The organism is Exiguobacterium sp. s132 (genome assembly GCF_018617235.1).
Lineage (GTDB): Bacteria > Bacillota > Bacilli > Exiguobacteriales > Exiguobacteriaceae > Exiguobacterium > Exiguobacterium profundum.
Map to the genome: position 1 here is coordinate 173733 of NZ_JACSJU010000002.1, position 26469 is coordinate 200201.

Below are 26469 nucleotides of genomic sequence, written 5' to 3' on the forward strand. Positions count from 1 at the left end.
TTATGTCGAATGAATCAAAAGACCGGGAACGCTTATCCGAACTCGTCGATAACTTGAGTCGGGCCGATGACGTGAAACTGAATCGACGGGCGTTCATCAAATCAACGTTCGGCGCAGGTATCGCACTCGGTCTCGCGACTATCCCGTTCAATATCGCGGCCTTCGTTCGAAGCGAGCCGAGAACCGACCGTCAGTTCATCACGACGGTCGAGGCGCTAGAGCGCGGGAAATCACTCGAATTTGAATATCCGGGTACGGAACCATCGTTGCTCGTTCATTTAAAGAATGGTGAATTCGTCGCCTATAACAACAAATGCACTCATCTGCAGTGCCCAGTGTTTTATGTGGAGGAAGAAGATGTTCTTCTTTGTCCGTGCCATCGTGGTTACTTCGGTGTCGACGGCCAACCACAGGCCGGTCCGCCGCAGCGGGAACTCCCTAAAATCTTGCTTGAAATCGAGAACGGGAAGATTTTTGCGGTCGGAAGAGAGATTCATCATGGGGCGTAACGGTTGGAGTTTAATCGGATTGGTCATATTGCTCGCGACGAACATGATACTCTTGCAATATACAATTGAGAGCTACATGGTGTATAATCACGCCTCGATGCGACTGTATATGATCATCGCCGTCATCAATGTCGGATTGATCGGCTTATTATATCGATATTGGAAAAAAATTGAATATCGTACGAAAGAATAGTCCTCCCCTTGAAACGCTTCCAAATGTTGATTGCGTTTCGAGGGGGGTTGTGTTTAGAATGAAGGCAAGCTTTCATATGGCGCAACGTGTTTTAAGGAAGGTCGGTGGAAATGGCTCATTCAAGTAAAGCGATGGTGCTCGAGGAAACAAAAAAATTGGCACATCGAATCATTCATGTCCCAAAAGGCGGTTTTCTGTTCCGAGAACAAGAAGACGCAGCTGAATTTTATATTGTAAAGAGTGGACTGATTCAAATTTCGAAATTGACGGAAAATGGAAAAGAATTGACGTTACGTTGTTTAAGCGCTGAGGCTTGTTGCGGAGAGTTGACGTTATTCGCAATCGAACCAAAATATTTATTTAACGCCAAGGCGTTAGAAGATAGTGAAATTTACGCGGTCAAAATCGAGCGTATTGAAACGATGATTTTGTCGTCGAACCCGGAATTCGTCCGCGAGTTCATGGTCATGATCAACGAACATATGCGGAAACAGCATACGAAATTTAGAGACTTGGTGCTGAACGGGAAAAAAGGAGCGCTCTACTCGACGCTCATTCGTATGGCGAACAGCTATGGGGTGGAAGTCGAAGACGGCATTCTCATCGACTTGAAACTGAAAAACCAAGAGCTCGCCAACTATTGCGGGACATCGCGTGAACGCGTGAATCGAATGTTGAACGAGCTCGCCCAAGAAGGGATTATTTCACTCCCTTCCCGTCAAATCATTATCCATGACCTCGACCGGTTGAAACTGCTCAACCATTGTGAGGACTGTCCGGTCTCGGTCTGTGTCATCGATTGATCACATTACGGCGGCAAGCGATAGCTCGCCTTCAAAATGCTCCAATCCATCGGTCTCGATTGTACAGGCCGATACATAAAACTCGCCATTTTCCATCAATTCATAAGACCGGAGCACGCCTTCGGCTAGCTTGATCCCGTTGGCACGGACCTCGACGACGACACCTTCCATCGAGCGGACACGCGCTGCAGATAAAAAGTCGAGCCATCGTTTGAAATGGCGATAAACGGTGACCGTGGTCCCGTCCCCTAAGTAACCGATAACTGCCTGGGTATCATCGATCGTCACGTCATGGTGAGTGTCGATCCGAACGAGCAAGGTGTGCAGCGCTTCTAGTTCTTCTAACGGACTTTCAAGTGGGAATGTGATATCGAGCCCCGTTTCGGTGAACGCAGCCTCGGCGATCGCGACGCCGAAGACACGGAACACGTGGGCCCCGTCTTGACTGAAGAAATATGGTTGTAGCGCCAAGCGAACTTCGGGCGCACAGTGGATTTGAATGAGATGTGACAAATTAATCCCTCCTCTATTCCTTATCGTAAGGAATCGGGGAGGGTTTTTCTGTGTTCAATGTCACAGAAACAAAAGATAGGCGATTTTGTCACAGATTGATGACAGGGTGAGAAAAAAACGCAAGATGCGAAATAAGTGTGAAAGAAGGCACACTTTTTTTAGGGGGTGGCCGATAGGATGAGATTAGGGTACGAATTGAACCGTTAAGAGGAGGAATAGACTATGCAACAATTAGACAAAGGGTCACACGCACTCGCGGAGTGGAAGCCAGAGGATGTGGGATTCTGGGAAGGAACGGGAAAACAAGTCGCCAATCGGAACTTGCTCGTTTCGGTCCCGGCACTGACGCTTGCATTCATCGTCTGGCAAATGTGGTCGGTCGCGGCCGTCCAATTGAATTCGATCGGGTTTAGCTTTACGCAAGGCCAGCTGTTCACGTTGGCCGCCCTACCTGGACTCGTCGGGGCGACGTTGCGCTTTTTCTATACGTTCGCAAACAGTATATTCGGCGGTCGGAACTGGACGATCTTCTCGACATCGATTTTGTTGTTGCCGCTCCTAGGCATCGCCTATGCCGTTCAAAACGTCAATACGCCGTATTGGGTATTCATGATTTTGGCCGCACTTTGCGGACTAGGCGGCGGAAACTTCTCGTCATCAAACGCCAACATCGGCGCGTTTTATCCGAAAGCGAAAAAAGGGACGGCGCTAGGGATTAACGGAGGCATCGGGAACTTGGGCGTCTCGCTCGTCCAATTGATCACACCGCTCGTCATCACGACAAGTATTTTCGGGTTCATCGGCGGGAACGCCCTCGTGACCGAGACCGGCGAAGAGATTTGGCTTCAAAACGCCGCGCTCCTTTGGGTCGTGCCGACCATCATTTTGACGGTCTGCGCATACTTGTTCATGGATAACTTACCGACCGCGCGTCAATCGCTTCGTGAACAGGCGAGCGTGTTTAAAGACAAACATTTTTGGATTCAAACGTTGCTCTACACGGCGGCGTTCGGTTCCTTCATTGGATATGCCGCAGCGTTCCCGATGATTTTAAAGTTAAAGTTCCCTGAGTCGGACTTGATGGCGCTCGCCTTCCTTGGTGCATTCCTTGGCGCCTCTTCGCGTCCGTTTGGAGGCTGGATCAGTGATAAGATCGGAGCGGCCAAAGTGACATTAATCGTGTTCGGAATCATGGCGCTCGGTACGATCAGTGTCATCATGGCCATCACGAACAGCAACTTGACGATGTTTTTCATCTCCTTCGTCGTCTTGTTCATCGCAACAGGACTCAACTCTGGAGCGACGTTCGCGATGATTCCCCACGTATTCGTGGCGACGAAGACACCGGCCGTCGTCGGATTCTCGGCAGCGTTTGCTGCTTACGGAGCCTTCTTCATTCCGAAGATGTTCGGTTGGTCGCTCGAGCTCGTCGGTTCGTTCAACGGTGCGTTGTTCGTCATGCTAGGGCTCTATGCGATCTCGATTGCCACCACAATTTATTATTACTTGCGCAGCGGTGCTGAGAAGCCGATTCGCTGACAAATCGACGCAGGGACTGTGAGGGTCCCTGCTGTCGTTGATGGATAGAAAGGATGAACCAAGATGACACCATGGACCGATCGACGGAGACGACCGTTGGAAGACTTACGCATCTCAGTCATTGATAAATGCAACTTTCGTTGCCGATACTGCATGCCGGAAGAAGCGTTCCGCCACCACCAATTTTTAAAACGAGATGAGTTGTTATCGTTTGACGAGATCGAGCGCTTCGTTCGCATCATCGCCCCACACGGCGTGAAAAAAGTGCGTCTGACCGGGGGCGAACCTCTACTCAGGCCGAATCTCGATGAACTGATTCGCCGCCTTCGCGCGGTCACGACCATCGAGACTATCGGGTTGACGACGAACGGCGTCTATTTAGAACGGATGGCGAAAGTGTTGAAGCAAGCTGGGCTCGACCGGGTCAACGTCAGTCTAGACGCCTTATCGGCCGAGACGTTCGGGATGATGAACGGACGCGGCACGTCGCCCGAGACAGTATTACGAGGAATCGATGAGGCGAAACGGCAAGGGCTCGAAGTGAAAGTGAACATGGTCGTCCGAAAAGGCTGGAACGATCATGAAGTCGCCCCTATGGCCGCGTATTTCAAAGAACGGAACATCACACTCCGTTACATCGAGTTCATGGACGTCGGCACGGCGAATGAATGGAACGTCGAACATGTCGTGTCGTCTGAATCGATTCTTGAGGTGTTGAAACAACGAAATGGATTACTTGAACCGCTGGCACCCGAAACACTAGGAGAAGTCGCGCAACGTTACCGTTACACGGATGGGGCGCAAGTTGGCTTCATCTCTTCGGTCAGCCAACCGTTCTGCGGAACGTGTACGCGAGGTCGCCTATCGAGTGACGGCAAATGGTACACGTGCCTGTTCGCAGAAGACGGGACCGATATCCGCGAATTGCTCCGCAGTGGGGCGAGCGATGAATTGATTGCCATGACACTAAAAATGGTATGGGAAGTACGGGACGACCGCTATTCGGAAGAACGGTCGCGAACTGGGAGTCGGACGCGAAACCGAATTGAAATGAGTTATATCGGAGGATGAAGACGATGCAAGCACACAACCATGTACATCAAAACACACAGCGTGTCCGGGCAGCGATTTTGACGATCTCGGATACGCGAACACTCGATACGGACGTGTCTGGCGAACATATTTGTACGCTATTAAAAGAAGAAGCACATACGGTCACATACCGCGAAATCACGAAAGATGACTCATTTGAAATCGAAGCGGCCGTCAGACGAATGGTCGACGAAAAAATGGACGTCATCTTGACGACCGGGGGAACGGGCATCACGAAACGGGACGTCACCATTGAGACGATTCGACCGCTGCTTGACCGAGAAATGGTCGGCTTCGGCGAGTTGTTCCGTTATGTCAGCTTCACGGAAGATATCGGACCGGCGGCGATGTTGTCGCGAGCTTTAGCAGGACGCATCGGGGATACGATCATCTTTTCGATGCCAGGGTCGCGAGGCGCCGTCGACTTGGCGATGACTCGCTTGATTCTTCCCGAGCTCTCCCATATCGTCTGGGAAGCGACGCGATGATCGGCATCGTCTTGGCAGGCGGAAAATCGCGCCGGTTCGGATCCCCTAAATGGCAAGCCTGTTATGAGGACATCTCGTTTGAAGAGCGGGCGCGACAGACACTCGTTACAACGACGAAGTCCCAATGGAGCGTCGTACCGGCCGGACAGTCGATGACCTCATATCAACTTGAAGATGACATGGAATGGCGCGGCATGGGGCCGCTCGCCGGCATCGTCACCGTCATGCGGCACGTCCCGGCTGAATGGTATGCCATCTGTGCGTGTGATACACCTTTGTTGCCGTCGCCCGTTTATGAACGGCTTGTGATAGAACGAGAGAATCAGCCGGTTGTCGCCTACGCAGATAATCGAATCCATCCGCTCATCGCCTTGTATCCCCGCTCGATACTGTCCCAGTTCGAAGCCGCTTTACGTCGAGGCGAACGGGCGGTCATGCCTCACTTGACAGAGGCGACAATCGTCTCGTTTGCTGAACGGGACTGGTTTAAAAATGTGAACACACCGAGTGATTATGAAGAATTGCTAGGAAAGGAAGTGGAGTAATGGAAAAGATGTCGACGCTATTTCGTAAGCCGCTCGCCGTTGACGAGGCGGTCATCCGTGTCCAAGAAGCGACGGGGAAAGGTCGGACGGAAACGGTACCGTTGTATCGAGCGAACGGCCGGATTTTAGCGATGGATCTCACTGCGACGCATGACGTTCCAGCATTTAATAAATCTCCGTATGACGGTTTTGCTGTCCAGTCCGCGGATTTGTTGAGAGCGAGCCGCGATGAACCGGTGACATTACCCATTCAATACGTTCAGGGAGCCGGACACGTCGGAGAACCGCTCCGCGCCGGCGAGGCGATTCGCATCATGACCGGGGCAAAAATTCCAGACGGAGTCGATGCGGTCGTCATGCTCGAGCTCGCACAAGCGGATGAACGAGTCGTGACGTTCAAGCGACCGGCCCGCGATGCCAATATTTCCTATCGTGGGGAAGATATGACGGCGGGGACGAATATCGTTGACCGAGGCACCCGCATTAATCCGGGCGTCATCGCCTTGCTCGCTACGTTCGGGTATGAGCAGGTCGACGTATACGTAAAACCGCACATCACCGTGTTTGCGACCGGTGATGAGCTCGTTGAACCGGGACAGAAAAAAACCGATGGGCAAATCTATAATTCGAATGCATATATGATTCTCGCTCAAATCGAGGCACTCGGTGGCGCGGCGACATATGGCGGTATCTTGCCGGATACGTTCGCTTCGACAAAGCGGGCGATTGACGAGGCACTTCGGACGAGTGATGCCGTCGTCACGACAGGCGGGGTATCGGTCGGAGATTTTGATTATTTACCGGATGTATATGAGGCGCTCGGGGCGACGGTGCTGTTTAATAAAGTTGGGATGCGGCCAGGGTCCGTCACGACGGTCGCGCACGTCGAACATCGGTTGTTGTTTGGATTATCCGGGAATCCGTCGGCGTGTTTTGTCGGAACGGAACTGTTTGTAGGCACGTATATGAAGACGTTATTCGGGCAAGCGGAGCGACCTGTCATCCAGGCGGAACTTGGTGTCGATTTCCCGAAAACGAATCCGTTCGACCGGTTCGTGCGTGGACATGTGACGATTGATGCGACCGGGCAGACGGTGGTTCATCCGAGCGGGAAAGACAAGTCGGGCATCGTCTCCTCACTCGCGACGTGTAACGCGTTGATTCATCTGCCAGGCGGAACGAGAGGGTTTCAAAAAGGGGACTTGGTGCGATGTCGAATCATCGATCAGCTTTGATTTTACAAGTGGTCGGCTATCAAAATAGCGGTAAAACATCGTTCGTTTCTGAGCTGACAGCACGCTTGTCGGCGACGGGGCTCCGTGTCGGTGTCATCAAACACCACGGTCACGGAGGGACGTTCGACTTGCCGATGACGGACTCGCATCGTCACGCGTTGGCTGGTGCCGTGCTATCGAGTGTGATCGGTGAAGACGGGACGTTAATCGAGTGGCAAGCGGTCGACACGTTTGAGTTGCTCCTCAACTGGTACGAGGCGCACGTCGACATCGTGATCATCGAGGGATACAAACGGAAAGATTATCCGAAAGTGATGCTCGTGCGAGACGGGCATGAACAACCGGTCGATGTGACGAACGTGATCGCGCGCGGAGATTCCGTGGCAGACAAGGACCGGTTGATGCGTTTAGTGGAAAGGTGGATGGAGAATGAAATGGTATCAAGTGAATGAACATCCGCTCGAACCGATGGCGCTTTACGAAACGGTCCGGCATCGAAACGTCGGGGCGGTCGTGCTGTTTATCGGGACGGTGCGAGAAATGACGGGTTCCAAACAGACTGAGCTCTTGGAGTATGAATCATACGTACCGATGGCCGAGAAGATGCTCGAACAAATCGCGAAAGAAGTGGCGGAACGTTGGCCTGGTGCGTTGACGGCGATCCATCACCGGATTGGACGACTCGATATCATGGAAGAAGCGGTCGTCATCGCGACGAGTTCTTCCCATCGCGCCGACGCATACGAGGCGAATCGTTACGCCATCGAACGGATTAAAGAAATTGTCCCAATTTGGAAACGGGAGCATTGGACCGACGGCACGAAATGGATGGGTGATCAAAAAGAACAACACCCAGGACGCCCGGAAGGAGTGACGTACACATGATTGAGGTATTATGTTTTGCCCACGTGGCAGAAGAGTTGGCGGTCCGGTCCTATACCGTTTCGGCTCCACAAACAATCGCCGCCTTGCGAGCGGATTTGGCCGAGCGGGGCGTGTCGGGAGCGGAACGTCTCATGTTCGCGGTCAATGAGCGCTATGAGACGGACGAATATACGGTTGCAGACGGAGACACGGTCGCCGTCATTCCAATGGTGAGCGGAGGATAAACGATGGAACTGACACACATGAACGACCAAGGGCGGGCGCGGATGGTCGATGTCTCGGATAAACCGGAAACGACACGGACAGCTCGGGCCCACACATCAGTTGAATTGAGCAGTGAACTGAAACAGCTCATCACGGATGGTGACCTTGCGAAAGGCGACGTGCTTGCTGTCGCCCAAGTGGCCGGGATTATGGCCGCCAAAGAGACGAGCCGCATCATCCCGATGTGTCACCCGCTCGCCTTGAAAAAAGTCGATTTAACATTCGAATGGGACGAGACACAGCTCATCATCGAGTCGTTCGTGAAGACGAAAGGTGATACCGGTGTTGAGATGGAAGCGTTGACGGCCGCATCGGTCGCAGCGTTGACCGTATACGATATGACGAAAGCGGTCGATAAAGGCATCGTCATCGGGCCGACATACTTGCTTGAGAAACAAGGCGGGAAGTCAGGGGGCTACGTCCGATGACACATGTTCCGGAACGTTACGCGCGGCAGGCCCGGTTCCACGGTATCGGTGGGGACGGGCAAGAACGTCTGATGGTGAAACGAGTGCTCGTCGTCGGTCTCGGTGCGCTCGGAGCGGCCGTGAGCGATCAACTTGTTCGGGCCGGCGTCTCACTTATCCTCGTCGACCGCGACTATGTAGAGGTGACGAACTTACAACGACAGACGCTCTATACGGAACAGGACGCACGTGCCGAGACGCCGAAAGCGGTCGCGGCGCTCGAACGCCTGCGGACCATCAACTCAGACGTTGAGTTGGACGCGCAAATCGCCGACGTATCGTGGGATTGGCTTCGGCCTTTGCCGCCCGTTGATCTCGTCTTGGACGCGACCGATAACGTCGAGACACGTCTTCTATTGAACGATTTCGCACTCGAGCGCGGCATTCCGTTCTTGTTTGCCTCTTGTGTCGGGGCATACGGCATGAACTACACGGTGATGCCGGAAGAAGCGCCGTGTCTTCGTTGTCTCATGCGTCATTTGCCGCTAGCCGGTCAGACTTGCGCGACAGCGGGGGTGGTGGCTCCAATCGTGCAACATGTGGCGAGCCGTCAAGCCGTCGAGGCATTGAAATATTTGACGGGGCGTCCTGAAAAGATGGAACGTCGGCTCTTGATTGAAGACATGTGGGAAAACCAGTCGCAGCGACTCGATGTCGCACGGCTCGTCGACGTGTCTTGCCCGTCTTGTCAAACCCATGACTATCCGAGTCTCGTTTCGAATCGACAACAGACAGCGATCCTATGTGGGCGCGATGTCGTCCAAGTCCGTCGGTCCATCGAGGGTCTGGAACCAATCGCGCATCAACTCGAACGGGCGGACATCGCCGTGAAGCAGACACCGTTCACGTTGGAATGGCGATGGCGGAATCACCGGATGCTCTTGTTCAAAGACGGAAGGGTTCTCGTCCATGGCGTTGACGATGCGCATGTCGCGGTCGCGATGGTCGATGAATGTCTTGGTACGTAATTCATCGCATCATAGAGCTTGTTTCTCCCTAAAAAAATACAAAATGATACAACAATTTCTGTGACACGTCATCAGCGTGAAGTCGGAACGGGTTACTTCGATGAAGTCTCGCTCGTCATCTCAGGTGGGCAATCATCAACGACTGCACTGGCTGGGTCGACAGAAGCAGAGCAGTTCACAAATTGATCATATTTTGGAGACGCCAACTTGTTGGTGTCTCTTTCTTTATGTGAAAGTATGTGAGATAGATTGATGAATATGTGAAAAAAAGATGAACCAAAGTTCATTTTCACTTCTCCAATTCGACGAATAGTTGTCACAAATAGTAAGAATAAACCGTTTCCATTCCTTGTATACTCAATCTGTTCACAAGTTGGACACAATGATAAAGGGGGAAGCATCATGCAAGGGGAACGATTGAATAAACGCAACGCTTGGTATCAAGCGGTATGGCGTTGGCACTTTTATGCAGGTCTCATATTTGCACCAATTTTTATTATCCTGGCTGTGACAGGAAGCATTTATTTATTTGAACCGCAAATAACGAAGATGCAATACAAAGACATGATGACGGCAACTTTCACGGAAGAACAGCCGATTGAAGTCCAAAAGGAATCATTCATGACGGAATATCCGGATGCGATGATCACATCGATTCGTTTGCCGGATGAAGGCGAATCGACTCGAATCGGTTGGATGAACAAAGACGAGATGATGTATACATATATTCATCCGGAAACTACAGAAGTTTTAGGAACGCGGTCTGCTGAAGGTAGCATGGATTTATTAGTTGTGATTCATGGCACACTATTAGGTGGTCAAATCGGGAACTGGGTCGTCGAACTCGCGGCGTCCTGGGCAATCATTCTTCTTATTACGGGGACATTCTTGTTTTGGCCGCGTGGTAAGAATCCGCTTCGGATGCTTATGCCGAAGCTTGGGAAAGGACGACAGTGGTGGAAGCAGATGCACGGTAGCGTCGCTTTGTGGTCATCGCTAGGCCTCGTGCTCATTATCAGTTCAGGGTTGGCTTGGTCATCCGTTTCGGGTGCGATGTTGCAGTGGGTTTCCTCGTCGACAAACACGGGAGCACCGATGTATGCCTATGCGTTTGGCGCCAAGCCAGAATCGACCGTGACGACAAAAGAGGTGGCAGAAGACGTACCTTGGGCGACCCAAGCAGATCTCGTTCCAACGTCTTCTCCAAGTACGCTGTTGCCGATTGATTTAAATCAGGTGGTGAACAAGTCCACGATTGATCGACCGTACACAATCTCGCTTCCGGAAGGCGAAACAGGCGTCTATACTGTCACATCGGCAGCAGGTCATCCATTTAAAGAATCGACGGTGAACTTAGATCAATATAGTGGTGAAACACTCAGCTCTGTGACATACGCAGATTACGGGATTCTCGGAAAACTGATTACGGTTGGAATCGCGTTCCATGAAGGTCGCCTGTTCGGTTTACTCAATCAATTGGTCGGTGTCGCGCTTTGTCTAGGTCTCATTTTCGTGGTCATCAGCTCGTTCATGATGTGGCGCAAACGAAAAGTCGGATCCATTGAACAGATGAAGCGGTTTGAGGACGAACGCATTAAACGAATCGTCGGTATCTTGATTTTACTTCTAGGTGTGACATTACCGCTCGCAGGAATCAGTATTCTTGTCGTTCTCCTATTTGATTGGTTGATTGGTCGCCGGAAGTTGAAAGCGGAGGTGGCAGCATGAAACGATTTAAAGCAGTCATTCCTGTCATCCTAGCGACAATTTGGTTAAGCGCGTGTCAACTTCAACCAGTAGAACGCACCATTGATCCGATTGGGATTCAACTGATCGTACCTGAACGTGTAGAAGTTGGCTCGACGACGCTTGCGATGAAAGTATCGAATGATGAACGTGTGACGGAAAGCCATATTCAAGTCACGCCTTACGATTCGGAAGAGACCCGGACGTATGAGGTGACAGAACAGGATGGCTATCTCGTGACGAGCGTGAAACTCGATCAGGGAATCTACCAAGTGAACGGCATGGTCCATGAAGGGCAGAAGGTCTATACGCCGTCCGCATGGATGATTGTCGGTGATGTACCGCAAGACCAAATCGACCAATTGCAGCAACCAATCGTTCACTCACACGACCATGGTGGTGAACATCAGCATTAAAAAAGTAACCGTTGCGTATGCAGCGGTTACTTTCGTTTAAGACGTATCCCGATCTCTCCAATGAGAACGGCAATGCCCATAAATCCGGCACCGAGGATGGCCATTTGATTCTGGTTGGCGACCCCGATTCCGTTCTCGAATTGATAAATCTCACGTGTTAAGAATTGGATCGGCTCACCGGATGTGAGTGCTTGTTCATAACCGAGCCAAATCAAAATCGAGAATGTGGCAATTGAAACCAAAAGTCCGATGAATGCGGTAGTACTGACACGGATTACGGTTCGAGTCATAGCGTTTCCTCTTTTCCTGTTTGTATACGATACGTCACAAGCTGAGGAAAAGATTCACGAGGCAATCATTTCGGAATGGTCAACACTTGTCCGACATAGATGGAGTTGACGTTTGTGATGTTATTGGCGGCTGCGATTTTTGCGACGGTCGTATTGTACATCGTCGCAATCTTGTAGAGTGTGTCGCCCGATTTCACCGTATATTTCACAGTCGTCGTAGGTGGTGTAACGGTCGTTCCTGGAATGATGAGCACTTGTCCGACATAGATGGAGTTGACGTTTGTGATGTTATTGGCGGCTGCGATTTTTGCGACGGTCGTATTGTACATCGTCGCAATCTTGTAGAGTGTGTCGCCCGATTTCACAGTGTATTTCACGGTCGTCGTAGGTGGTGTAACGGTAGTTCCTGGAATGATGAGCACTTGTCCTACATAAATCAAGCTGTAGTTCGTAATGTTGTTGGCGGCAGCAAGCGCCGAGACGGTGACTCCGTATGTCCGTGCGATACTGTACAACGTATCACCTGACTTCACGGTATACGTTTTGTTCGTCGATGTGTTTTGATATGCAAGTAATTGTGAGACCGTGACAAATTTGTACCCTTTTGCTTTGAGTTGTGAAATCATCGTTGGGAGTGCGAGCGGTGTACCTGGGGCCCCGGCTCCGGTATGCATCAAGACGATTGAACCCGGTTTGATGTTAGTCTGAACTTTCGTGTTGATTTGGCTCGCGGTCAACCCTTTCCAGTCAATCGTATCAATGTTCCATTGAATCGTGTATCCGTATCCTGCAGCCCCGACACCGCTCAATACGGTACTATTCACTGCACCAAACGGGGCTCTGAAAATCGGTTTTGTCGTTTTTCCGGTCAACGATTTAATCAAAGTTTCCGTGCGGTCGAGTTCGGATTTCATCTGCGTGGCAGTCAGTTTGGTGAAGTCAGGGTGTGTATACGAGTGATTTCCGAGTTGATGTCCTTTTGCGGCGATATTTTTAATGTACTGTGGATGGTTATTTGCGCCCGACCCCGTTAAAAAGAAAGTGGCTTTGACATTGTTTTTTGCTAAAATGTCTAAAATCTTGTTCGTGTTCGCCCCGTCTGCCCCGTCATCGAACGTCAATGCGACGACCTTGCTCGTCGTGTTCACGCTCGTGACAAATTTTGAAGCGGCGGCACTGACGGAAATCGATTGTGTGATCACCATCGCCAATAAGATGAACAGTGCCATCGCCCCACGAATGACCTTACGTTTCATCTGAATTCGCCTCCATTCATGATGTAACTCTCTTGATGTTAAGACTTTCCAAATGATTGACCTTGATATATTTTATATACCCCTTTTTAGAAATGATGGACTAAAATTCGGAAATGTACTCAATAAATTTTGATTCAACTATATGTGTGAAATTTGTGAGAATGTATCGTGGGATATATCACAGAATGCTCACACTCTTTTTGGAAAGAGATGGTATCATGAACAATGTGTGAAAGATGTAAGCGATTTATAAGGAGGACTTATGATGAAAAAGATGATGACACGGTTTGGGGTCGTGTTTGGACTCATCGGGTTATTCGTACTCGGTGCGTGTGGTACGGAGAAAGAAGCGGAGAGCGCGGCTGTTCCACAGTCAATGGAACCGGTCGAGGCAGAGTTGACGGTAGAGGCAACGGCTGAAAAGGGAGAGGCGGTACCTTTATCAGTAACAGTCACGCAAGATGGTCAACCTGTAGACGATGCGGATGAAATCAAGTTCGAAGTATGGAAGAATGGTGCGAAGGAAGAAAGTGAGATGATCAAGGCGTCACTCACGAAAGACGGTGTCTATGAAGCGGAGACGACGTTCGCGGAAGAAGCGGTCTATACGGTTCAGGTTCACGTGACAGCGCGTTCGATGCACACCATGCCGACGACAAACGTGACGGTTGGACATCCAGAAACGGCTGCTGAAGCAGAAGAAGAGAGTGAGCATCATCACCACGCTGGAGCGGATATCACGCTTGACCCGAAAGAGGCGACAGCAGGGGAAGAACAACCATTCATGGTACACGTCATGATTGAAGACGAGATGCTCGCTGGAGCGGACGTACAGCTCGAAATCTTCCAAGATGGGGCAGAGAAGCATGAATGGGTGAAGTTGGAGGAAGCAGATGCTGGGATGTATAAAGGTGCACACACTTTTGCTGAATCAGGCGCATACAACGTTCAAGTCCATGTCACGAAAGGTCATGACATTCATGAGCACGTGATGGAAACGGTAAACGTTAAATAAAAAATCGGCTCGCGTTTGAGCCGATTTTTTATTATGCATTTTGGTAAAGGGATTCAACTTGTTGTTGAAGCGCCTCGTTCTCCAAGTACTCATCGTATGTTGCTTCTTTATCCACGATGCCATTCGGTGTCACTTCAATGATGCGTGTCGCAATCGTCGAGATGAGCTGATGGTCATGTGAGCTGAAGAGGAGTACGCCTTTGAACGACTCGAGACCGTTGTTAAGTGCTGTGATCGATTCGAGGTCCAAGTGGTTCGTCGGATCGTCGAGGACGAGCACGTTCGAATTTGAAAGCATCATCTTCGAGAGCATGCAACGTACTTTTTCTCCCCCTGAGAGTACAGACGCCTTCTTCATGACTTCTTCACCTGAGAAGAGCATGCGGCCGAGGAATCCACGAAGGAACGTGTCTGACTCATCGGCAGGCGAGAACTGGCGCAACCAGTCAAGGATGCTCTTTTCTGAGCCCTCGAAGTATTCTGAGTTGTCTTTCGGGAAGTATGACTGAGTCGTCGTTACGCCCCATTTGACTGATCCTGTGTCTGGCTCCATCTCACCCATGAGGATTTTGAAGAGTGTCGTGATGGCAACGTCCGAACGACCGACAAACGCGACTTTGTCCGTCTTGTTGAGTGAGAACGTGACGTTATCGAGCACTTTCACGCCGTCAATCGTCTTCGAAACGTTGTCGACATAGAGAACATCGTTTCCGATTTCGCGCTCCATCGTAAATCCAACGAACGGATAACGACGTGACGACGGACGGATGTCATCAAGTGTGATCTTATCGAGCAACTTCTTACGTGACGTCGCTTGACGCGCTTTCGATGCGTTCGAGCTGAAACGTGCGATGAAGTTTTGAAGTTCTTTGATTTTCTCTTCTTTTTTCTTGTTCTGGTCTGCCGCCATACGTGTAGCAAGTTGGCTAGACTCATACCAGAAGTCGTAGTTCCCGACATACAATTGGATTTTTCCAAAGTCGAGGTCGGCCATGTGCGTACAGACTTTGTTCAAGAAGTGACGGTCGTGGGAAACGACGATGACTGTGTTTTCAAAGTTGATCAAGAATTCTTCTAACCATTGAATCGCTTTTAGGTCAAGTCCGTTGGTCGGCTCGTCTAAGAGGAGGATATCTGGCTTACCGAAGAGCGCTTGGGCAAGAAGGACTTTGACTTTCTCCCCACCTGTGAGTTCGCTCATTTGTTTCTGGTGGAGCGCTTCAGAGATTCCGAGACCTTGAAGGACCATCGACGCTTCCGACTCGGCTTCCCAACCGTTCAACTCAGCGAATTCACCTTCGAGTTCAGCTGCGCGCATGCCGTCTTCATCTGAGAAGTCTTCTTTCATATAGATGGCGTCTTTTTCCTTCATTACTTTGTAGAGACGCTCGTGACCCATAATGACGGTCTCGAGAACCGCACTGTCTTCATACGCGTAGTGGTCCTGCTTGAGGACAGCGAGACGTTCGCCTGGTGTGATGCTGACATCACCCGTCGTCGTATCTTGTTCACCTGATAAAATCTTTAAGAATGTCGATTTTCCGGCACCGTTCGCACCGATCAATCCGTAACAGTTGCCTGGCGTGAACTTGATGTTCACCTCTTCAAACAACTTGCGACCGCCAAATTGTAGGCTGACGTTATTTACTGTAATCATGTATGGTATCCCTCGTTTTTCTGATTAGTTTACGACGTGTATTGTATCACGTTTTTGAAAAACGCGCAGTCGCGTAAAAAGTGGAAGTGAAAAATGACTCTATTCGGTAATTCCCAACATATCATATGTTTAGTAAAAACATAACGTCTCACTTAATACATTTGGTTACTTGAAGTGAGACGTTGTGTCAAAGCAACGAAGTAAACGAATTCCTTCAGGGGAAATAGTGCAGTTCAGTTGCCATATTTCTAATCCGGAAGGTATCGCATCGTTAATCAATTGACGAATTAGATGGTCTTTTTTTCGGTTGGAATTACCGGTATAAATTGGTGCGTCATATAAAAAAACATATAAGAGGACTGCTCTTCCGGTTTGGGGTAGAGTGGAAATCAGAGCGTGGAGATGACGAATCAACCGTTCTGTCTCGATGGGTCGTTTCAATCGTCTACGTTTAAAGTGTGGGAGAGGAACAGTGAGTAGTTCGCTGAGCGGAGCCTTCACTTCCATGAAGATTCCATCAATCTGAAAATCGATTCGTGCACCGCCAATTACTATTTCACGTTTGATTCCCCTCGGGGTTGAGAAAGCATCAAGCTGGTTCTCGAGTAAGAAAGCTTCAACATAGTCGTTGACACGACCTTGATTGATTCCAATCCATTGTTCACCATCGACTGAAATGGCTTCGACTGTAAAGTGAGTTTTACGATTCGAGTCATAGGTTTCTGAGACGAGGCAGGGGATGTTTTCAAATATAATATCTCCAATCCTTCCTGTTACAGGACAATGGCAAGGCGCGAGCAAATCATCAACGAGTACGTCCATGACAAAGCGATTACGTCTGTTTACAATTATCGCTTTTTTCAAAGGTTCTTCAAATAAAATCATTGCCACTTTTACGTGAAATGACGGTATTCAACTCAAATGCTACATTTCCTGCGAGTGCGCGTGAAATCATACATTGATCTTTCGCTTTTTTCGCGATGCGCTCGACAAGCGTGATGTCTCGGTCGGTCATCTCTGTAGGTACATGAATCGTTGTCGCATAGCGAATCGTCTCGTAAGTGAAGATGCCGTTCGTCACATCGACGATGCCCTCTGCATTAATCGTGATACCACGATGAGTCAGGTCACTCCGTCCAAGTACGGCTGCGAGGGTGATGATATAACACGTTGCCGCTGCCCCGAGGAGCATCTCATCCGGATTCGTTCCGACTCCCGGACCGTCCATTTCGGGTGGGATTGAAATCTGTGTCTTTAATCGCTCGGCCGTGAGGGTGCCGACGTCATTTCGTCCGCCATCCCAACCGAGGTTCATGCTAAATGTATGTTTCATCAAAAATCGCCTCCAATGTCTCTAGTGTAAAAGAGAACGATTGGAGGCGCATGTGTTATGCTTGTGCGCGCTTCGCGAATGTGCGAAGTGTTTCGATGATGACCGTTGTCGCTTTTTCCATATTGTTCACAGAGATATATTCGAACTTCCCGTGATAGTTCTCTCCACCTGTGAAGATGTTCGGTGTTGGAAGACCCATGTAAGAAAGTTGCGATCCGTCTGTGCCACCACGAATCGGTTCGATTTTCGGTTCGATGCCAAGGCCGCGCATGACATCAGCGACGGTATCGACGATGTGTTTGACTGGTTCGATTTTCTCGGCCATGTTGTAATACTGGTCTTCCATTTGGAGTTCAATCCGTGCTTCCCCGTATTTTTGTTTCCATTCGAGGACAAGCTTCTCCATCAACGCTTTACGCGCTTCAAACTTCTGTTTGTCGTGATCGCGGATGATGTATTGAAGCGTCGTCTTCTCGACGCCCCCAGTGAAGCCGTTCAAATGGAAGAATCCTTCATAATTGCTCGTCCGTTCTGGTGCCTCATCAGCAGGTAACCGATTTTGGAACGCCATCGCGAGCTTCATCGAGTTCACCATCTTATTTTTCGCGCTACCTGGGTGTACGTTCGTTCCGTGGAAGGTGATGGTCGCACCGGCTGCGTTGAAGCTCTCATACTGCAACTCTCCGAGTGGTCCGCCGTCCATCGTATAAGCGAAGTCTGCATTGAATCGGGCGACATCGAATTTATGTGGTCCACGGCCGATTTCTTCATCTGGTGTGAAGGCGATGCGAACCGTCCCGTGTGGAATCTCAGGATGGGCCAATAAGTATTCAACGGCTGTAACGATTTCAGCAATCCCTGCCTTATCATCCGCACCAAGGAGTGTCGTACCATCCGTTGTCATGAGCGTATGCCCGACATACCCATCAAGTTCTGGGAAGTCTTTTGGTGATAAGACGACATTCAATGACTCGTTCAAGACGATGTCGCCACCTTCATAATGCTCGACGAGTTGAGGGGACACGTTCGTTCCTGTGAAGTCGGTCGCTGTATCCACATGAGCGAGGAATCCGATTGTCGGGACGTCATAATCGACGTTACTTGGAAGTGTGGCGAATAGATAGCCGTATTCATCCGTCTCGACGTCTGTCAGTCCGAGTTCTTTTAATTCTTTCTCCAAATGACGAATCAAATCCCATTGTTTGGCCGTCGATGGTGTTGTCGTACTCGTGAAGTCAGACTGTGTATCGATCTTCGCGTAAGTCATTAAGCGTTCAATTAATTTGTCTTGCATCTAAAAACCTCCCTAAGTCTTTACTCAACATATTCAGTTTAGCATGAGGACAGTCGTATAAAGTATCAAAATAGTTTGAAAAAAGGCGACCAAATGAATGGTCGCCTTCTGATTTACTGAATGATTACCCCGCCATCGATGACGAATTCGGCGCCGGTGAAGTAACTCGATTCGTTTGAACCGAGAAACAAAACGAGGTGGGATACGTCTTGAGGTTTTCCGATTCGTTTCAGAGGAACCGTTTCAGCCATTTGCTGTACTACCTCTTCAACGCCAGGTTGCATGATCATTGGTGTCTCGATCAATCCTGGGTGAATGGAGTTGACGCGGATGCCGTCAGCCGCCACTTCAAGAGCAACGGCTTTTGTCATACCACGAACCGCAAATTTGGAAGCGACGTAGGCGGCTCCGCCCATCCCTAAAATTCCCGATATTGAAGAGATGTTGATAATGGAACCATGACCGGCTTTTCGCATCGAAGGAATGACCGTTTTCATTCCAAGAAAGACGCCAACTTGGTTAATGTCGATTACTTTCCGATATTCCGCTTCAGAGAGTTCATCGATTGTTGGGGTTACAGCAATTCCCGCATTGTTCACCAGAATAGTGATTGGTCCGAATGTTTCTTCAGTTGCTTTGACAATCGCTTCCCAGTCTTCTAGTTTGGTCACGTCATGCTTCATAAAAATCGCTTTTCCATGCAATTCTTTTTCCAATGCCTCGCCCTCGCTGCTCAAAATGTCGGTGAATACGACCAGTGCGCCTTCATCGACCAATGCCTTGACATGGGATGCCCCCATTCCTCGCGCGCCACCTGTTACCAAAGCGACTTGATCTTGTACACGTCCCATTGTTTTTCCTCCTCGGATCACACAAAAGAAGGCAAGCGTCTCTTTTCATTATAATATGTTTTATTACCTATTGTGAATGAACAAGGAGAGGAGAAACTTAAAATAAGATGGGAAAAAGAAGTGGCAAGATAAACGATGTGAAGATGGCCGTCAATCCCATCGCAGCACCACCAGTTGCACCAGACAACGGATGTTCCGTTGCCGCTTGAGCGGTCCCGATTCCATGACTGATTGTCCCGAGTGTGAGTCCACGAGTGAACGGGTCGTCCATACGGATCCATGTCAAGAGTACCGGTCCAAGCATCGCCCCTAAAATACCGCAGGCAACAGCAATCGAGGCGGCAAGTGTCGCATCTCCTTCTAGCTGTCGAGCCAACTCAAGGGCAATCGGAGACGTCGCTGATTTGACCGATAGCGCAATCAATACGTTTTCGGTAAACGAAAACAGTTTGCCGAAAAGTACAGCCACAAAAATCGTAGAGAGTGACCCGAGTACGATGGCACTCAGGGCCCGTTTTGCCCGGGCGAGTAGTACGGGTAAGTTGCGATAGAGTGGTAACCCGAGGGCGACCGTCGCCGGACCAAGTAAGATGGTGATGATGTCGGTGGCTGGTTTATACGTATCATAGGACTGTCCTATCACGAGTAACATGAGAATCAGAATCGCTGTACTTAAGAAGACGACATTGGTGAACGGAGATGCCCACTTTTTCGAAAGTTGACGACTGAGCGAATACACAAGAATCGTCAATCCGATCCAAACGTATGTCATGATGCCTCACCTTCTTTCCCGGAAACGAGCGCCGTCACAATCATCCCGACCACCATGCTGGCGAGTAACGTGATGAGGAGCGGGATGCCGGCAGCTTTTAACAACGTTCCGTATGCCATAAGGCCGACGGCGATCGGGATGAAGAAGAAGGCGAGGTGCTTCGTTAAATATCCGGCACTGTCCTCAATCCATTCCACGCGAATGACTTTTGTCAACAAGAGGATGAGCAAGAGCACCATGCCGATGACGCTGCCTGGTACTTTCCACGAGAACGTCTCAACGATCCAGTTTCCGAGCGTGCTCAACCCAAACAAGAGTGAGAGCCCGATAATCCATTTTAATAATTTCATATACATGACTTCCTTTCACGTCATTCAAAACGTATGAATCTTCTCAAATTCAACGAGAGAGGTCAAGAATAGGGTATGACAAAAAAGATAAGGGGTACATACGTTCGGGATGCTATACTACATCTATCATAAACAAGCGGGGTGTCGAGATGGAACTAAAAACGATTGAGCAATTTATTCAAGAGCATGGATTACAAAACAGGGAAGACATTTTACATGCGTTCACAAAGCGGGTCAATTTGACAATTTTGCCACGGACAACAAGGGAAGAAGTAGCGGTTGGCCATTCTAAGTTTGGCGGGTATCCTGACTTACCACACGCAGACTTGCATCCTGGAGAGAATATGACGTTTTTAGCTCAGTTTCGTTTAAGTGATTTGGCTGAGTTTGAATCCGTAGATGCACTCCCGAAAGAAGGTTTGTTGTCTTTCTTCTATGATTTAGAAGAACAACCTTGGGGAGATGTGGATGAACGTCATCTTTGGCGTGTTCTGTTTACTGAAGAATCGAAACTTGAGCGAGTGCGAGTTGGAGAAGCATTAAATGAACGTGCCGTTTCCTTTAAAGAAAGCTATGCAGAGAATGAATACAGTTTATATGAGCTGCTCGACGAAGAGATGTACGATCGGTTACTCGAACGATTCGAACAAGAAGAACTTCATGCAATCGGTGGACATCCGAGTGAAGTACAAGGTGATGTTTTTGAAGAGATACAAGAAACATATGGGGAACGATTCGATCATCCTTTCCTATTGTTTCAAATGGACACGTCTGAAGAGTTAGACGTCATGTTCGGGGATGCGGGTATTCTCTATTTTCTCATTCCGGAAGATGCTCTCCGTGCCAAACGGTTTGGAGAAACCGAAATCATTATGCAGTGTTATTGAACGCAAAAAGGGAGCCGACTCGAATGAGTCGACTCTCTTTTGATTACGCTTGTTTTTTCTTACGGAATCGTGCGAAGAACTCATAGACGATTGGTACGATGAGCAACGTGAGAAGTGTCGAACTTGTGAGTCCGCCAATCACGGTGACCCCGAGACCTTTCGAGATGAGTGCGCCACCCTCGAGACCGAGTGCGAGTGGTGCGAGTGCACCGATTGTCGCAAGTGCGGTCATCAAGATTGGGCGAAGGCGTGTGCCCGCTGCCTCAAGTAACGCTTCACGTGTTGATAAACCAGCTTCTTCTTTATGAATGACGCGGTCAATCAAAACGATGGCGTTCGTGACGACAATCCCGATCAACATGAGTGCCCCGATCAAGGCAGAAACCGAAATCGTTTCACCCGTGATGAGAAGGGCGACGAGTCCCCCGATAATCGCATACGGAAGTGAGAACAACACGACGAATGGCGTGAGTGCCCCACCGAATGTGATGACGAGAACCAAGTATACGATGGCAATCGCGGCGAGCATCGCAAGACCGAGCTGAGTGAACGATTCTTGAATCTGTTCCGTTACACCGCCGACATCATACGAGACGCCAGAAGGGAGCTCGATGTCCGATACGCGTTCTTCAATCGCAGCAGACGCTTCTGTCGCTTTATCTGTGCTGAGTTCAACACTTACTTGCGCAAGCAGTTTTCCGTCGCGCTCGACGAGTGTGTCCGGTGTTGTGCCTTCTTCGATTTCAATGAAGTCTGAAATCGGGCGTGGTCCGAACGGTGTCGTGATTTCTTGTGCTTGCAGGTCATCGACACTGTCATACGTCACTTGCTCGTTCGGGATGACGACGTCTAACTGTTTGTCATCCACTGTGACACTTGTAAGTGGACTTTCTGGTGCCTGGAACTGACTGATGACTTGCGCGATTTGACCTGCCGACACACCGGCTTCTGCAGCGGCCTGTTGGTCGACGTTGAACGTGTATTGTACATAGGACTCACGTAAGTCAGATGTCGCTTGACGGACATAATCCGTTTCCTCTTCAATCGTTTCGATGAAAGTCGGCACGATGGCTTCTAGATCTTCAAGGGAGTTGGCATAGACGTTGTATGTGACACCGCTCGTTGCGCCGCCACCTGAGAAGTCTTGTTCTTTCCATTCCCCGTTCGAAGCGAGTTCGTTCAACTTCTCGATATCAGCTAACTTCACATCCGCGAAGTCTTCCGTATCTGGATCATATTGAACGATGAAGATTCCTTGTTTGTTGTTTCCGGGGTTCAGCGGGTTCTCTCCACCGACCGTGAACTGAACATCGGTTGCGTTCGGTTGTTCTTCCATGAAGTATTCTTCTGCCACTTCTGCTGCGGCAATCGAATCTTCAAGTGTTTGACCAGGTTCTGGGTCGAACGTGACGAACAACGTCTTCTCCGAATCCTGATTCAAGAAGTTGACCCCAATCGCTGGGACAAGGGCAAAGCTACCAATCAATAGGGCAGTCGCGAGACCGAACACGACGAGTTTATGGTTCAGTGACCAGTTCAAGACGCCACGATACCATTCCCCGAGCTTGCCTGGACCTTCTTCTGGCTTCAACTTGTCGTGGTTTTTAAAGAACGAGTCGGCCATCATTGGTACGACCGTGATTGCCACGAGTAACGAAGCGAGTAAGGCGAAGACTACCGTCAATGCGAACGGCAAGAACAGTTCACCGACAAAACCAGTGACAAATCCAAGGGGCAAGAATACTGCAATCGTGACGATGGTCGACGAGGCGATCGGGATGAATACTTCTTTTGTTGCCGCGATAATCAACTCTTTACCGCGAAGTGGTTCGTTCGAACGCGTGAGTCGACGGTAAATGTTCTCGATGACGACGATAGAGTCATCGACGACGCGCCCAATCGCAACAGTCATCGCACCGAGCGTCATGATGTTCAACGTGATATCCAACTGCTTCAAGACGATGAGTGCCATGAGAAGCGACAACGGGATCGAGATGACGGCGATGATCGTCGATCGGAAGTTACGTAAGAACACTAAGATGATGAGGATAGCGAACAACCCACCAAGTAATGCTTTAGACAACATGGTTTCGACCGACTCTTCAATCGGTTGTCCTTGGTCGAGTGTGATCGATACATTCGCCGTATCGTTTTCAGCTTCGAAGTCATTCAATACTTCTTTGACGGCGTTGACGACATCGACCGTGTTCGCATCTTGTGTCTTCGTCACTTGTACGCCAATTGAACGTTCACCGTTCGAGCGAGAAATCGATTCTTCGATTCCTTTGTCCTCGATTGTCGCAAGTTCACTCAACGCGACAGTCGGAACCGTCGTCGGAACGTTCGGTGGTAATGCCGATGGTGTTTCCGTCGGGACCTCTGTTGGCACGTCTGGCGTTTGACCAGGTGGCAATTCAGTCGGGGCAGACGGTGTCGTCGGCGTTGATTGTGCTGGTGAGTAAGGGATTTGGATGTCGCGGAACGCTTCGAGCGTCTCCGACTTGCCGTCGATGACGACCGCTTGCTCCGTATCACCTAATTCATATAACCCGAGCGCAATTCGAGCGTCATTCGCTTGAATCAATTGTTTGACCGTATCTTCTGTCAAATTGTATTCTGCGAGCGTTTCTTGGTCGAATTGAAGTTCGACGCGGCGAATCTCTTGTCCGGCAATTTGGACGGTTTGCGCACCTTCCACTCCTTCAAGAGCAGGCTGCACTTCTTCCTCGACGAGTTTTGTCAATTCGGCCAAATCAAGACTCTCATCCGAGATGGCAGCCCCGATTACCGGGAAAGCGTCGAAACTGAGACGCGACACTTGTGGTTCTTGTGCCGACTCCGGCAATTCGACGTTGCTTAACGCATCTTTGACTTGTTGTTCCGCTTCATCCATATCGGTACTGAAATCATAATCGATTTGGATGTTCGAAGCGTTTTGGAATGACGAAGAACGAACTTGTTCCACACCATTTAAATTCTGAAGACGATCTTCTAACACGGTGCTGACTTCTTCGAGCACTTGCTCAGGGGATGCACCTGGATAAATGGTTGTGACCGAGACGGTCGGAGTCGTAATGTCCGGTAACGTCTCGAGCTTCATCGTCAGACCGGCGAAAAGACCGGCGGCCGTCAAGATGATCGTCATCAACCAAACCGCAAACTTGTTGTTGACGGAGAATGACGTGATTTTCTGCATGGGTTTTTAATCTCCTCTATTATTATGTTGTTTTATGACTCACGATCGATGTCGTGGGCTCGTTCAATCAAGCGTGCGATAATCGCTTGTTTGAGTTCGGCAGGGGGAACACCGACACCGAAGTGTTCGGACATCATCATACCTTCGAGTGCATAACGAATGATCATCGTTTCCACCGGATCAGCCGTTTGTTGGAACTGTGCGAAGAACGTATCCAAATCATGTTTCCAACGATTGGCGTACTCTTGGTCGACTTCGAACAACGTGAGAAATGCAATCATCTTCTCGACGTCGATTTGGATGGCAGCACGCTCAGGATGCAACTTCGTTTCATCAAATAGACGAACGAATGCCTCGACAGGTCCATGGCCTTCTTGTTGCAATGAAGCATATAACTCGTTTTGTTCTTGTTGTAACCGTTCGACCATTGCCGTCATCAACGCTTCTTTCGAAGGATAATGATAAAGCAGTCCACCTTTAGATACACCCGCAGTCTTTGCGACTTCATCTAGGGTAAGTTGGTGGACGCCCTGACTCATGATGATGTCGGTTGCCGCATCCAACAGCTTTTGCTTTGTAGCGTTCGATCGGTTTGACATATCTTCACCCCTTTCTGTACCGACCAGACGGTTTGTTTGATTTCACTATATCGTCCCCATTCTTTTGAAGTCAAGAAATGATGTCCTCAAAACTGTCACGAATTGCCCATGTAATGTGATAGCGATTGCAGAAAAGTCTTGACGTGAGAATGATTATCAGTGATGATAGGTACTGAGAGTAATTATCATTACCAGAGAGAAATAACCGAACGTGGGGGAATGACAGATGAACAAAAAATATGCAGCTTTAGGAATTTCAGCAGCGTTAACGACATCGCTCCTTGCCGCTTGTGCAAGCACAGATGAGACAACTTCAAATGAAGGCTCAGACGATTCGAACGTCGTCAATGTTTACTCGAGTCGCCACTACGATGTCGATCAACAATTATATAAACAGTTTGAAGAAGAAACAGGCATCAAGGTCAACGTGGTGGAAGGGAAGAGTGACGAACTTCTCGAGCGTTTGAACACAGAAGGGGAGAGCACAGAGGCTGACCTCTTCATCACTGCAGATGCTGGAAACTTGTATCAGGCGAAAGAAGCGGGACATCTTCAAGCGGTCGATAGCGATGAGCTTGAGTCAAACATTCCTGCAAAATATCGTGACACAGACAACGAGTGGTTCGGTTTGACGAAACGTGCGCGTGTCATCGTGTACTCAAAAGATCGCGTGAAACCAGAAGATTTGTCGACGTACGAAGCGTTGACGGAAGAACAGTGGAACGGCAAAGTGCTCGTGCGTCCATCGGAAAACATGTACAACATCTCACTCCTCGCATCGTTCATCGAAGTGAACGGTGTCGATGAAGCAAAAGAGTGGGCGAAGGGCTTAGTGAACAACATGGCACGCGACCCACAAGGGAACGACCGTGACCAAGCGAAAGCAGTCGTCGCTGGCGAAGGGGACGTGGCCATCATGAACACGTACTACATGGGGCTCATGTTGAATTCTGAAGACGAGGAAGAGAAGAAAGTCGCTGAACAACTCGGTGTCTTCTTCCCGAACCAAGATACAACAGGCACACACGTGAACATTTCGGGTATCGCGATGACGAAAGCATCGAAAAATACAGAAAACGCTCAAAAATTGATGGAGTTCATGTCAGAACCGTCAGCTCAAGAGAAGTTTGCGAGTGTGAACTATGAATATCCAGTCAACGAGTCGGTTGAACCGAATGAGCTTCTCCAGTCATGGGGTGAGTTCAAAGAGCAGGATATCAATCTCTCTGTACTCGGTGAAAACCAACAAGAGGCAATCCGTATCTTTAACGAAGTAGGTTGGAAGTAAGATGACTTCGGCTTGAAC

At 49.5% G+C, this 26469-nt stretch carries 31 protein-coding genes; 19 read left to right on the forward strand and 12 right to left on the reverse strand.

The genetic code is table 11. The annotated features are described in order from the left end of the window. Window positions 1-2: 2 nt before the first annotated feature. The 3 genes from KNO78_RS11500 (at window position 3) to KNO78_RS11510 (ending at window position 1505) form a co-directional block, all read left to right on the forward strand. The gene (locus tag KNO78_RS11500) at window positions 3-509 is read left to right on the forward strand and encodes a QcrA and Rieske domain-containing protein (protein WP_015880389.1); all 507 of its coding nucleotides are present in this window, start codon (window positions 3-5) and stop codon (window positions 507-509) included. Continuing rightward, window positions 499-702: a hypothetical protein gene (locus KNO78_RS11505; RefSeq protein ID WP_015880390.1), complete on the forward strand. Its 204-nt coding sequence runs from the start codon at window positions 499-501 to the stop codon at window positions 700-702. The genes KNO78_RS11500 and KNO78_RS11505 overlap by 11 nt, the downstream gene beginning before the upstream one ends. A gap of 110 nt (window positions 703-812) precedes the next feature. Then, window positions 813-1505 (forward strand): Crp/Fnr family transcriptional regulator, encoded by a 693-nt coding sequence (locus tag KNO78_RS11510; protein WP_034780597.1) that lies wholly within the window; start codon window positions 813-815, stop codon window positions 1503-1505. Here the strand turns inward: KNO78_RS11510 and KNO78_RS11515 are convergent, their stop codons facing one another. Next, on the reverse strand, window positions 1506-2018 hold the full coding sequence (locus tag KNO78_RS11515; protein ID WP_214691353.1) for a hypothetical protein: 513 nt from the start codon (window positions 2016-2018) through the stop codon (window positions 1506-1508). Window positions 2019-2240: 222 nt separating this feature from the next. On the opposite strand from KNO78_RS11515, the gene KNO78_RS11520 reads away from it, so the two are divergent. The 13 genes from KNO78_RS11520 to KNO78_RS11575 all read left to right on the forward strand — a co-directional run bounded on the left by KNO78_RS11520 (window position 2241) and on the right by KNO78_RS11575 (window position 11663). Further along, window positions 2241-3557, forward strand: a complete 1317-nt coding sequence (locus KNO78_RS11520; protein ID WP_211781932.1) for an MFS transporter — start codon at window positions 2241-2243, stop codon at window positions 3555-3557. Window positions 3558-3620: 63 nt separating this feature from the next. After that, window positions 3621-4628: a GTP 3',8-cyclase MoaA gene (gene moaA, locus KNO78_RS11525; protein ID WP_211781931.1), complete on the forward strand. Its 1008-nt coding sequence runs from the start codon at window positions 3621-3623 to the stop codon at window positions 4626-4628. 5 nt (window positions 4629-4633) lie between these two features. Next, a complete protein-coding gene (locus KNO78_RS11530; protein WP_015880395.1) occupies window positions 4634-5137 on the forward strand; it encodes a MogA/MoaB family molybdenum cofactor biosynthesis protein in 504 nt (167 codons plus the stop codon). After that, the gene (locus KNO78_RS11535) at window positions 5134-5682 is read left to right on the forward strand and encodes a molybdenum cofactor guanylyltransferase (protein WP_214691352.1); all 549 of its coding nucleotides are present in this window, start codon (window positions 5134-5136) and stop codon (window positions 5680-5682) included. The genes KNO78_RS11530 and KNO78_RS11535 overlap by 4 nt, the downstream gene beginning before the upstream one ends. Continuing rightward, the gene (locus tag KNO78_RS11540) at window positions 5682-6917 is read left to right on the forward strand and encodes a molybdopterin molybdotransferase MoeA (RefSeq protein WP_214691351.1); all 1236 of its coding nucleotides are present in this window, start codon (window positions 5682-5684) and stop codon (window positions 6915-6917) included. The genes KNO78_RS11535 and KNO78_RS11540 overlap by 1 nt, the downstream gene beginning before the upstream one ends. After that, window positions 6893-7369, forward strand: a complete 477-nt coding sequence (gene mobB / locus KNO78_RS11545; protein WP_074035050.1) for a molybdopterin-guanine dinucleotide biosynthesis protein B — start codon at window positions 6893-6895, stop codon at window positions 7367-7369. The genes KNO78_RS11540 and mobB overlap by 25 nt, the downstream gene beginning before the upstream one ends. Then, the gene (locus KNO78_RS11550; RefSeq protein WP_015880399.1) at window positions 7347-7802 is read left to right on the forward strand and encodes a molybdenum cofactor biosynthesis protein MoaE; all 456 of its coding nucleotides are present in this window, start codon (window positions 7347-7349) and stop codon (window positions 7800-7802) included. The genes mobB and KNO78_RS11550 overlap by 23 nt, the downstream gene beginning before the upstream one ends. Then, a complete protein-coding gene (locus KNO78_RS11555) occupies window positions 7799-8026 on the forward strand; it encodes a MoaD/ThiS family protein (RefSeq protein ID WP_015880400.1) in 228 nt (75 codons plus the stop codon). The genes KNO78_RS11550 and KNO78_RS11555 overlap by 4 nt, the downstream gene beginning before the upstream one ends. A 3-nt stretch (window positions 8027-8029) precedes the next feature. Then, window positions 8030-8494, forward strand: a complete 465-nt coding sequence (gene moaC, locus KNO78_RS11560; RefSeq protein ID WP_214691350.1) for a cyclic pyranopterin monophosphate synthase MoaC — start codon at window positions 8030-8032, stop codon at window positions 8492-8494. Beyond that, complete coding sequence (locus KNO78_RS11565) at window positions 8491-9501, forward strand: ThiF family adenylyltransferase (protein ID WP_214691349.1); 1011 nt, start codon at window positions 8491-8493, stop codon at window positions 9499-9501. The genes moaC and KNO78_RS11565 overlap by 4 nt, the downstream gene beginning before the upstream one ends. Window positions 9502-9561: 60 nt before the next feature. Next, on the forward strand, window positions 9562-9687 hold the full coding sequence (locus tag KNO78_RS15645) for a hypothetical protein (protein WP_256443674.1): 126 nt from the start codon (window positions 9562-9564) through the stop codon (window positions 9685-9687). 216 nt (window positions 9688-9903) lie between these two features. After that, on the forward strand, window positions 9904-11229 hold the full coding sequence (locus KNO78_RS11570) for a PepSY-associated TM helix domain-containing protein (protein WP_214691348.1): 1326 nt from the start codon (window positions 9904-9906) through the stop codon (window positions 11227-11229). Next, the gene (locus KNO78_RS11575) at window positions 11226-11663 is read left to right on the forward strand and encodes a hypothetical protein (RefSeq protein WP_214691347.1); all 438 of its coding nucleotides are present in this window, start codon (window positions 11226-11228) and stop codon (window positions 11661-11663) included. Before KNO78_RS11570 ends, KNO78_RS11575 begins: the two co-directional genes overlap by 4 nt. A gap of 26 nt (window positions 11664-11689) precedes the next feature. Here the strand turns inward: KNO78_RS11575 and KNO78_RS11580 are convergent, their stop codons facing one another. Both KNO78_RS11580 and KNO78_RS11585 read right to left on the reverse strand, forming a co-directional pair. Beyond that, the gene (locus KNO78_RS11580; protein WP_214691346.1) at window positions 11690-11953 is read right to left on the reverse strand and encodes an LlsX family protein; all 264 of its coding nucleotides are present in this window, start codon (window positions 11951-11953) and stop codon (window positions 11690-11692) included. A 65-nt stretch (window positions 11954-12018) separates the two neighbouring features. Beyond that, entirely contained in the window at window positions 12019-13209 is a 1191-nt protein-coding gene (locus KNO78_RS11585) for a LysM peptidoglycan-binding domain-containing protein (protein WP_214691345.1), read from the reverse strand. 265 nt (window positions 13210-13474) lie between these two features. On the opposite strand from KNO78_RS11585, the gene KNO78_RS11590 reads away from it, so the two are divergent. Continuing rightward, on the forward strand, window positions 13475-14224 hold the full coding sequence (locus KNO78_RS11590; RefSeq protein ID WP_214691344.1) for a FixH family protein: 750 nt from the start codon (window positions 13475-13477) through the stop codon (window positions 14222-14224). A gap of 31 nt (window positions 14225-14255) precedes the next feature. Here KNO78_RS11590 and KNO78_RS11595 read toward each other — a convergent pair whose 3' ends face one another. The 7 genes from KNO78_RS11595 to KNO78_RS11625 form a co-directional block, all read right to left on the reverse strand. Beyond that, window positions 14256-15881 (reverse strand): ABC-F family ATP-binding cassette domain-containing protein, encoded by a 1626-nt coding sequence (locus KNO78_RS11595; protein WP_015880408.1) that lies wholly within the window; start codon window positions 15879-15881, stop codon window positions 14256-14258. A gap of 165 nt (window positions 15882-16046) precedes the next feature. Then, window positions 16047-16766 carry a DNA/RNA nuclease SfsA gene (locus KNO78_RS11600; protein ID WP_214691343.1) on the reverse strand — a complete coding sequence of 240 codons (720 nt, stop codon included), beginning with the start codon at window positions 16764-16766 and terminating at the stop codon, window positions 16047-16049. Continuing rightward, complete coding sequence (locus KNO78_RS11605) at window positions 16753-17217, reverse strand: SACOL1771 family peroxiredoxin (protein ID WP_374193986.1); 465 nt, start codon at window positions 17215-17217, stop codon at window positions 16753-16755. The genes KNO78_RS11600 and KNO78_RS11605 overlap by 14 nt, the downstream gene beginning before the upstream one ends. A gap of 52 nt (window positions 17218-17269) precedes the next feature. After that, the gene (gene pepT, locus KNO78_RS11610; RefSeq protein ID WP_214691341.1) at window positions 17270-18508 is read right to left on the reverse strand and encodes a peptidase T; all 1239 of its coding nucleotides are present in this window, start codon (window positions 18506-18508) and stop codon (window positions 17270-17272) included. A 113-nt stretch (window positions 18509-18621) separates the two neighbouring features. Further along, window positions 18622-19359: a glucose 1-dehydrogenase gene (locus KNO78_RS11615; protein WP_159563295.1), complete on the reverse strand. Its 738-nt coding sequence runs from the start codon at window positions 19357-19359 to the stop codon at window positions 18622-18624. Window positions 19360-19456: 97 nt separating this feature from the next. Beyond that, on the reverse strand, window positions 19457-20131 hold the full coding sequence (locus KNO78_RS11620) for an LrgB family protein (RefSeq protein ID WP_214691340.1): 675 nt from the start codon (window positions 20129-20131) through the stop codon (window positions 19457-19459). After that, complete coding sequence (locus KNO78_RS11625) at window positions 20128-20481, reverse strand: CidA/LrgA family protein (RefSeq protein WP_214691339.1); 354 nt, start codon at window positions 20479-20481, stop codon at window positions 20128-20130. Before KNO78_RS11625 ends, KNO78_RS11620 begins: the two co-directional genes overlap by 4 nt. Window positions 20482-20630: 149 nt before the next feature. On the opposite strand from KNO78_RS11625, the gene KNO78_RS11630 reads away from it, so the two are divergent. Beyond that, window positions 20631-21368 (forward strand): YwqG family protein, encoded by a 738-nt coding sequence (locus KNO78_RS11630; RefSeq protein WP_214691338.1) that lies wholly within the window; start codon window positions 20631-20633, stop codon window positions 21366-21368. A gap of 43 nt (window positions 21369-21411) precedes the next feature. On the opposite strand, the gene KNO78_RS11635 is transcribed toward KNO78_RS11630, so the two are convergent. Next, complete coding sequence (locus tag KNO78_RS11635) at window positions 21412-24564, reverse strand: efflux RND transporter permease subunit (RefSeq protein WP_214691337.1); 3153 nt, start codon at window positions 24562-24564, stop codon at window positions 21412-21414. Between the two features lie 32 nt (window positions 24565-24596). Next, the gene (locus KNO78_RS11640) at window positions 24597-25163 is read right to left on the reverse strand and encodes a TetR/AcrR family transcriptional regulator (protein WP_214691336.1); all 567 of its coding nucleotides are present in this window, start codon (window positions 25161-25163) and stop codon (window positions 24597-24599) included. A gap of 226 nt (window positions 25164-25389) precedes the next feature. On the opposite strand from KNO78_RS11640, the gene KNO78_RS11645 reads away from it, so the two are divergent. Beyond that, window positions 25390-26451, forward strand: coding sequence for a Fe(3+) ABC transporter substrate-binding protein (locus tag KNO78_RS11645; RefSeq protein WP_159563300.1), 1062 nt, complete (start codon window positions 25390-25392; stop codon window positions 26449-26451). Window positions 26452-26469: the final 18 nt, after the last annotated feature.

Coding starts and splice junctions, on each gene's coding strand:
- KNO78_RS11580 (WP_214691346.1), bottom strand. CDS start 11,953: ATGACTCGAACCGTAATCCGTGTCAGTACTACCGCATTCATCGGACTT.
- KNO78_RS11520 (WP_211781932.1), top strand. CDS start 2,241: ATGCAACAATTAGACAAAGGGTCACACGCACTCGCGGAGTGGAAGCCA.
- KNO78_RS11635 (WP_214691337.1), bottom strand. CDS start 24,564: ATGCAGAAAATCACGTCATTCTCCGTCAACAACAAGTTTGCGGTTTGG.
- KNO78_RS11555 (WP_015880400.1), top strand. CDS start 7,799: ATGATTGAGGTATTATGTTTTGCCCACGTGGCAGAAGAGTTGGCGGTC.
- mobB (WP_074035050.1), top strand. CDS start 6,893: ATGTCGAATCATCGATCAGCTTTGATTTTACAAGTGGTCGGCTATCAA.
- KNO78_RS11625 (WP_214691339.1), bottom strand. CDS start 20,481: ATGAAATTATTAAAATGGATTATCGGGCTCTCACTCTTGTTTGGGTTG.
- KNO78_RS11615 (WP_159563295.1), bottom strand. CDS start 19,359: ATGGGACGTGTACAAGATCAAGTCGCTTTGGTAACAGGTGGCGCGCGA.
- KNO78_RS11540 (WP_214691351.1), top strand. CDS start 5,682: ATGGAAAAGATGTCGACGCTATTTCGTAAGCCGCTCGCCGTTGACGAG.
- pepT (WP_214691341.1), bottom strand. CDS start 18,508: ATGCAAGACAAATTAATTGAACGCTTAATGACTTACGCGAAGATCGAT.
- KNO78_RS11590 (WP_214691344.1), top strand. CDS start 13,475: ATGAAAAAGATGATGACACGGTTTGGGGTCGTGTTTGGACTCATCGGG.
- KNO78_RS11640 (WP_214691336.1), bottom strand. CDS start 25,163: ATGTCAAACCGATCGAACGCTACAAAGCAAAAGCTGTTGGATGCGGCA.
- KNO78_RS11570 (WP_214691348.1), top strand. CDS start 9,904: ATGCAAGGGGAACGATTGAATAAACGCAACGCTTGGTATCAAGCGGTA.
- moaA (WP_211781931.1), top strand. CDS start 3,621: ATGACACCATGGACCGATCGACGGAGACGACCGTTGGAAGACTTACGC.
- moaC (WP_214691350.1), top strand. CDS start 8,030: ATGGAACTGACACACATGAACGACCAAGGGCGGGCGCGGATGGTCGAT.
- KNO78_RS11645 (WP_159563300.1), top strand. CDS start 25,390: ATGAACAAAAAATATGCAGCTTTAGGAATTTCAGCAGCGTTAACGACA.
- KNO78_RS11585 (WP_214691345.1), bottom strand. CDS start 13,209: ATGAAACGTAAGGTCATTCGTGGGGCGATGGCACTGTTCATCTTATTG.
- KNO78_RS11595 (WP_015880408.1), bottom strand. CDS start 15,881: ATGATTACAGTAAATAACGTCAGCCTACAATTTGGCGGTCGCAAGTTG.
- KNO78_RS11530 (WP_015880395.1), top strand. CDS start 4,634: ATGCAAGCACACAACCATGTACATCAAAACACACAGCGTGTCCGGGCA.
- KNO78_RS11535 (WP_214691352.1), top strand. CDS start 5,134: ATGATCGGCATCGTCTTGGCAGGCGGAAAATCGCGCCGGTTCGGATCC.
- KNO78_RS11500 (WP_015880389.1), top strand. CDS start 3: ATGTCGAATGAATCAAAAGACCGGGAACGCTTATCCGAACTCGTCGAT.
- KNO78_RS11510 (WP_034780597.1), top strand. CDS start 813: ATGGCTCATTCAAGTAAAGCGATGGTGCTCGAGGAAACAAAAAAATTG.
- KNO78_RS11550 (WP_015880399.1), top strand. CDS start 7,347: ATGAAATGGTATCAAGTGAATGAACATCCGCTCGAACCGATGGCGCTT.
- KNO78_RS11505 (WP_015880390.1), top strand. CDS start 499: ATGGGGCGTAACGGTTGGAGTTTAATCGGATTGGTCATATTGCTCGCG.
- KNO78_RS11620 (WP_214691340.1), bottom strand. CDS start 20,131: ATGACATACGTTTGGATCGGATTGACGATTCTTGTGTATTCGCTCAGT.
- KNO78_RS11565 (WP_214691349.1), top strand. CDS start 8,491: ATGACACATGTTCCGGAACGTTACGCGCGGCAGGCCCGGTTCCACGGT.
- KNO78_RS11575 (WP_214691347.1), top strand. CDS start 11,226: ATGAAACGATTTAAAGCAGTCATTCCTGTCATCCTAGCGACAATTTGG.
- KNO78_RS11630 (WP_214691338.1), top strand. CDS start 20,631: ATGGAACTAAAAACGATTGAGCAATTTATTCAAGAGCATGGATTACAA.
- KNO78_RS11600 (WP_214691343.1), bottom strand. CDS start 16,766: ATGATTTTATTTGAAGAACCTTTGAAAAAAGCGATAATTGTAAACAGA.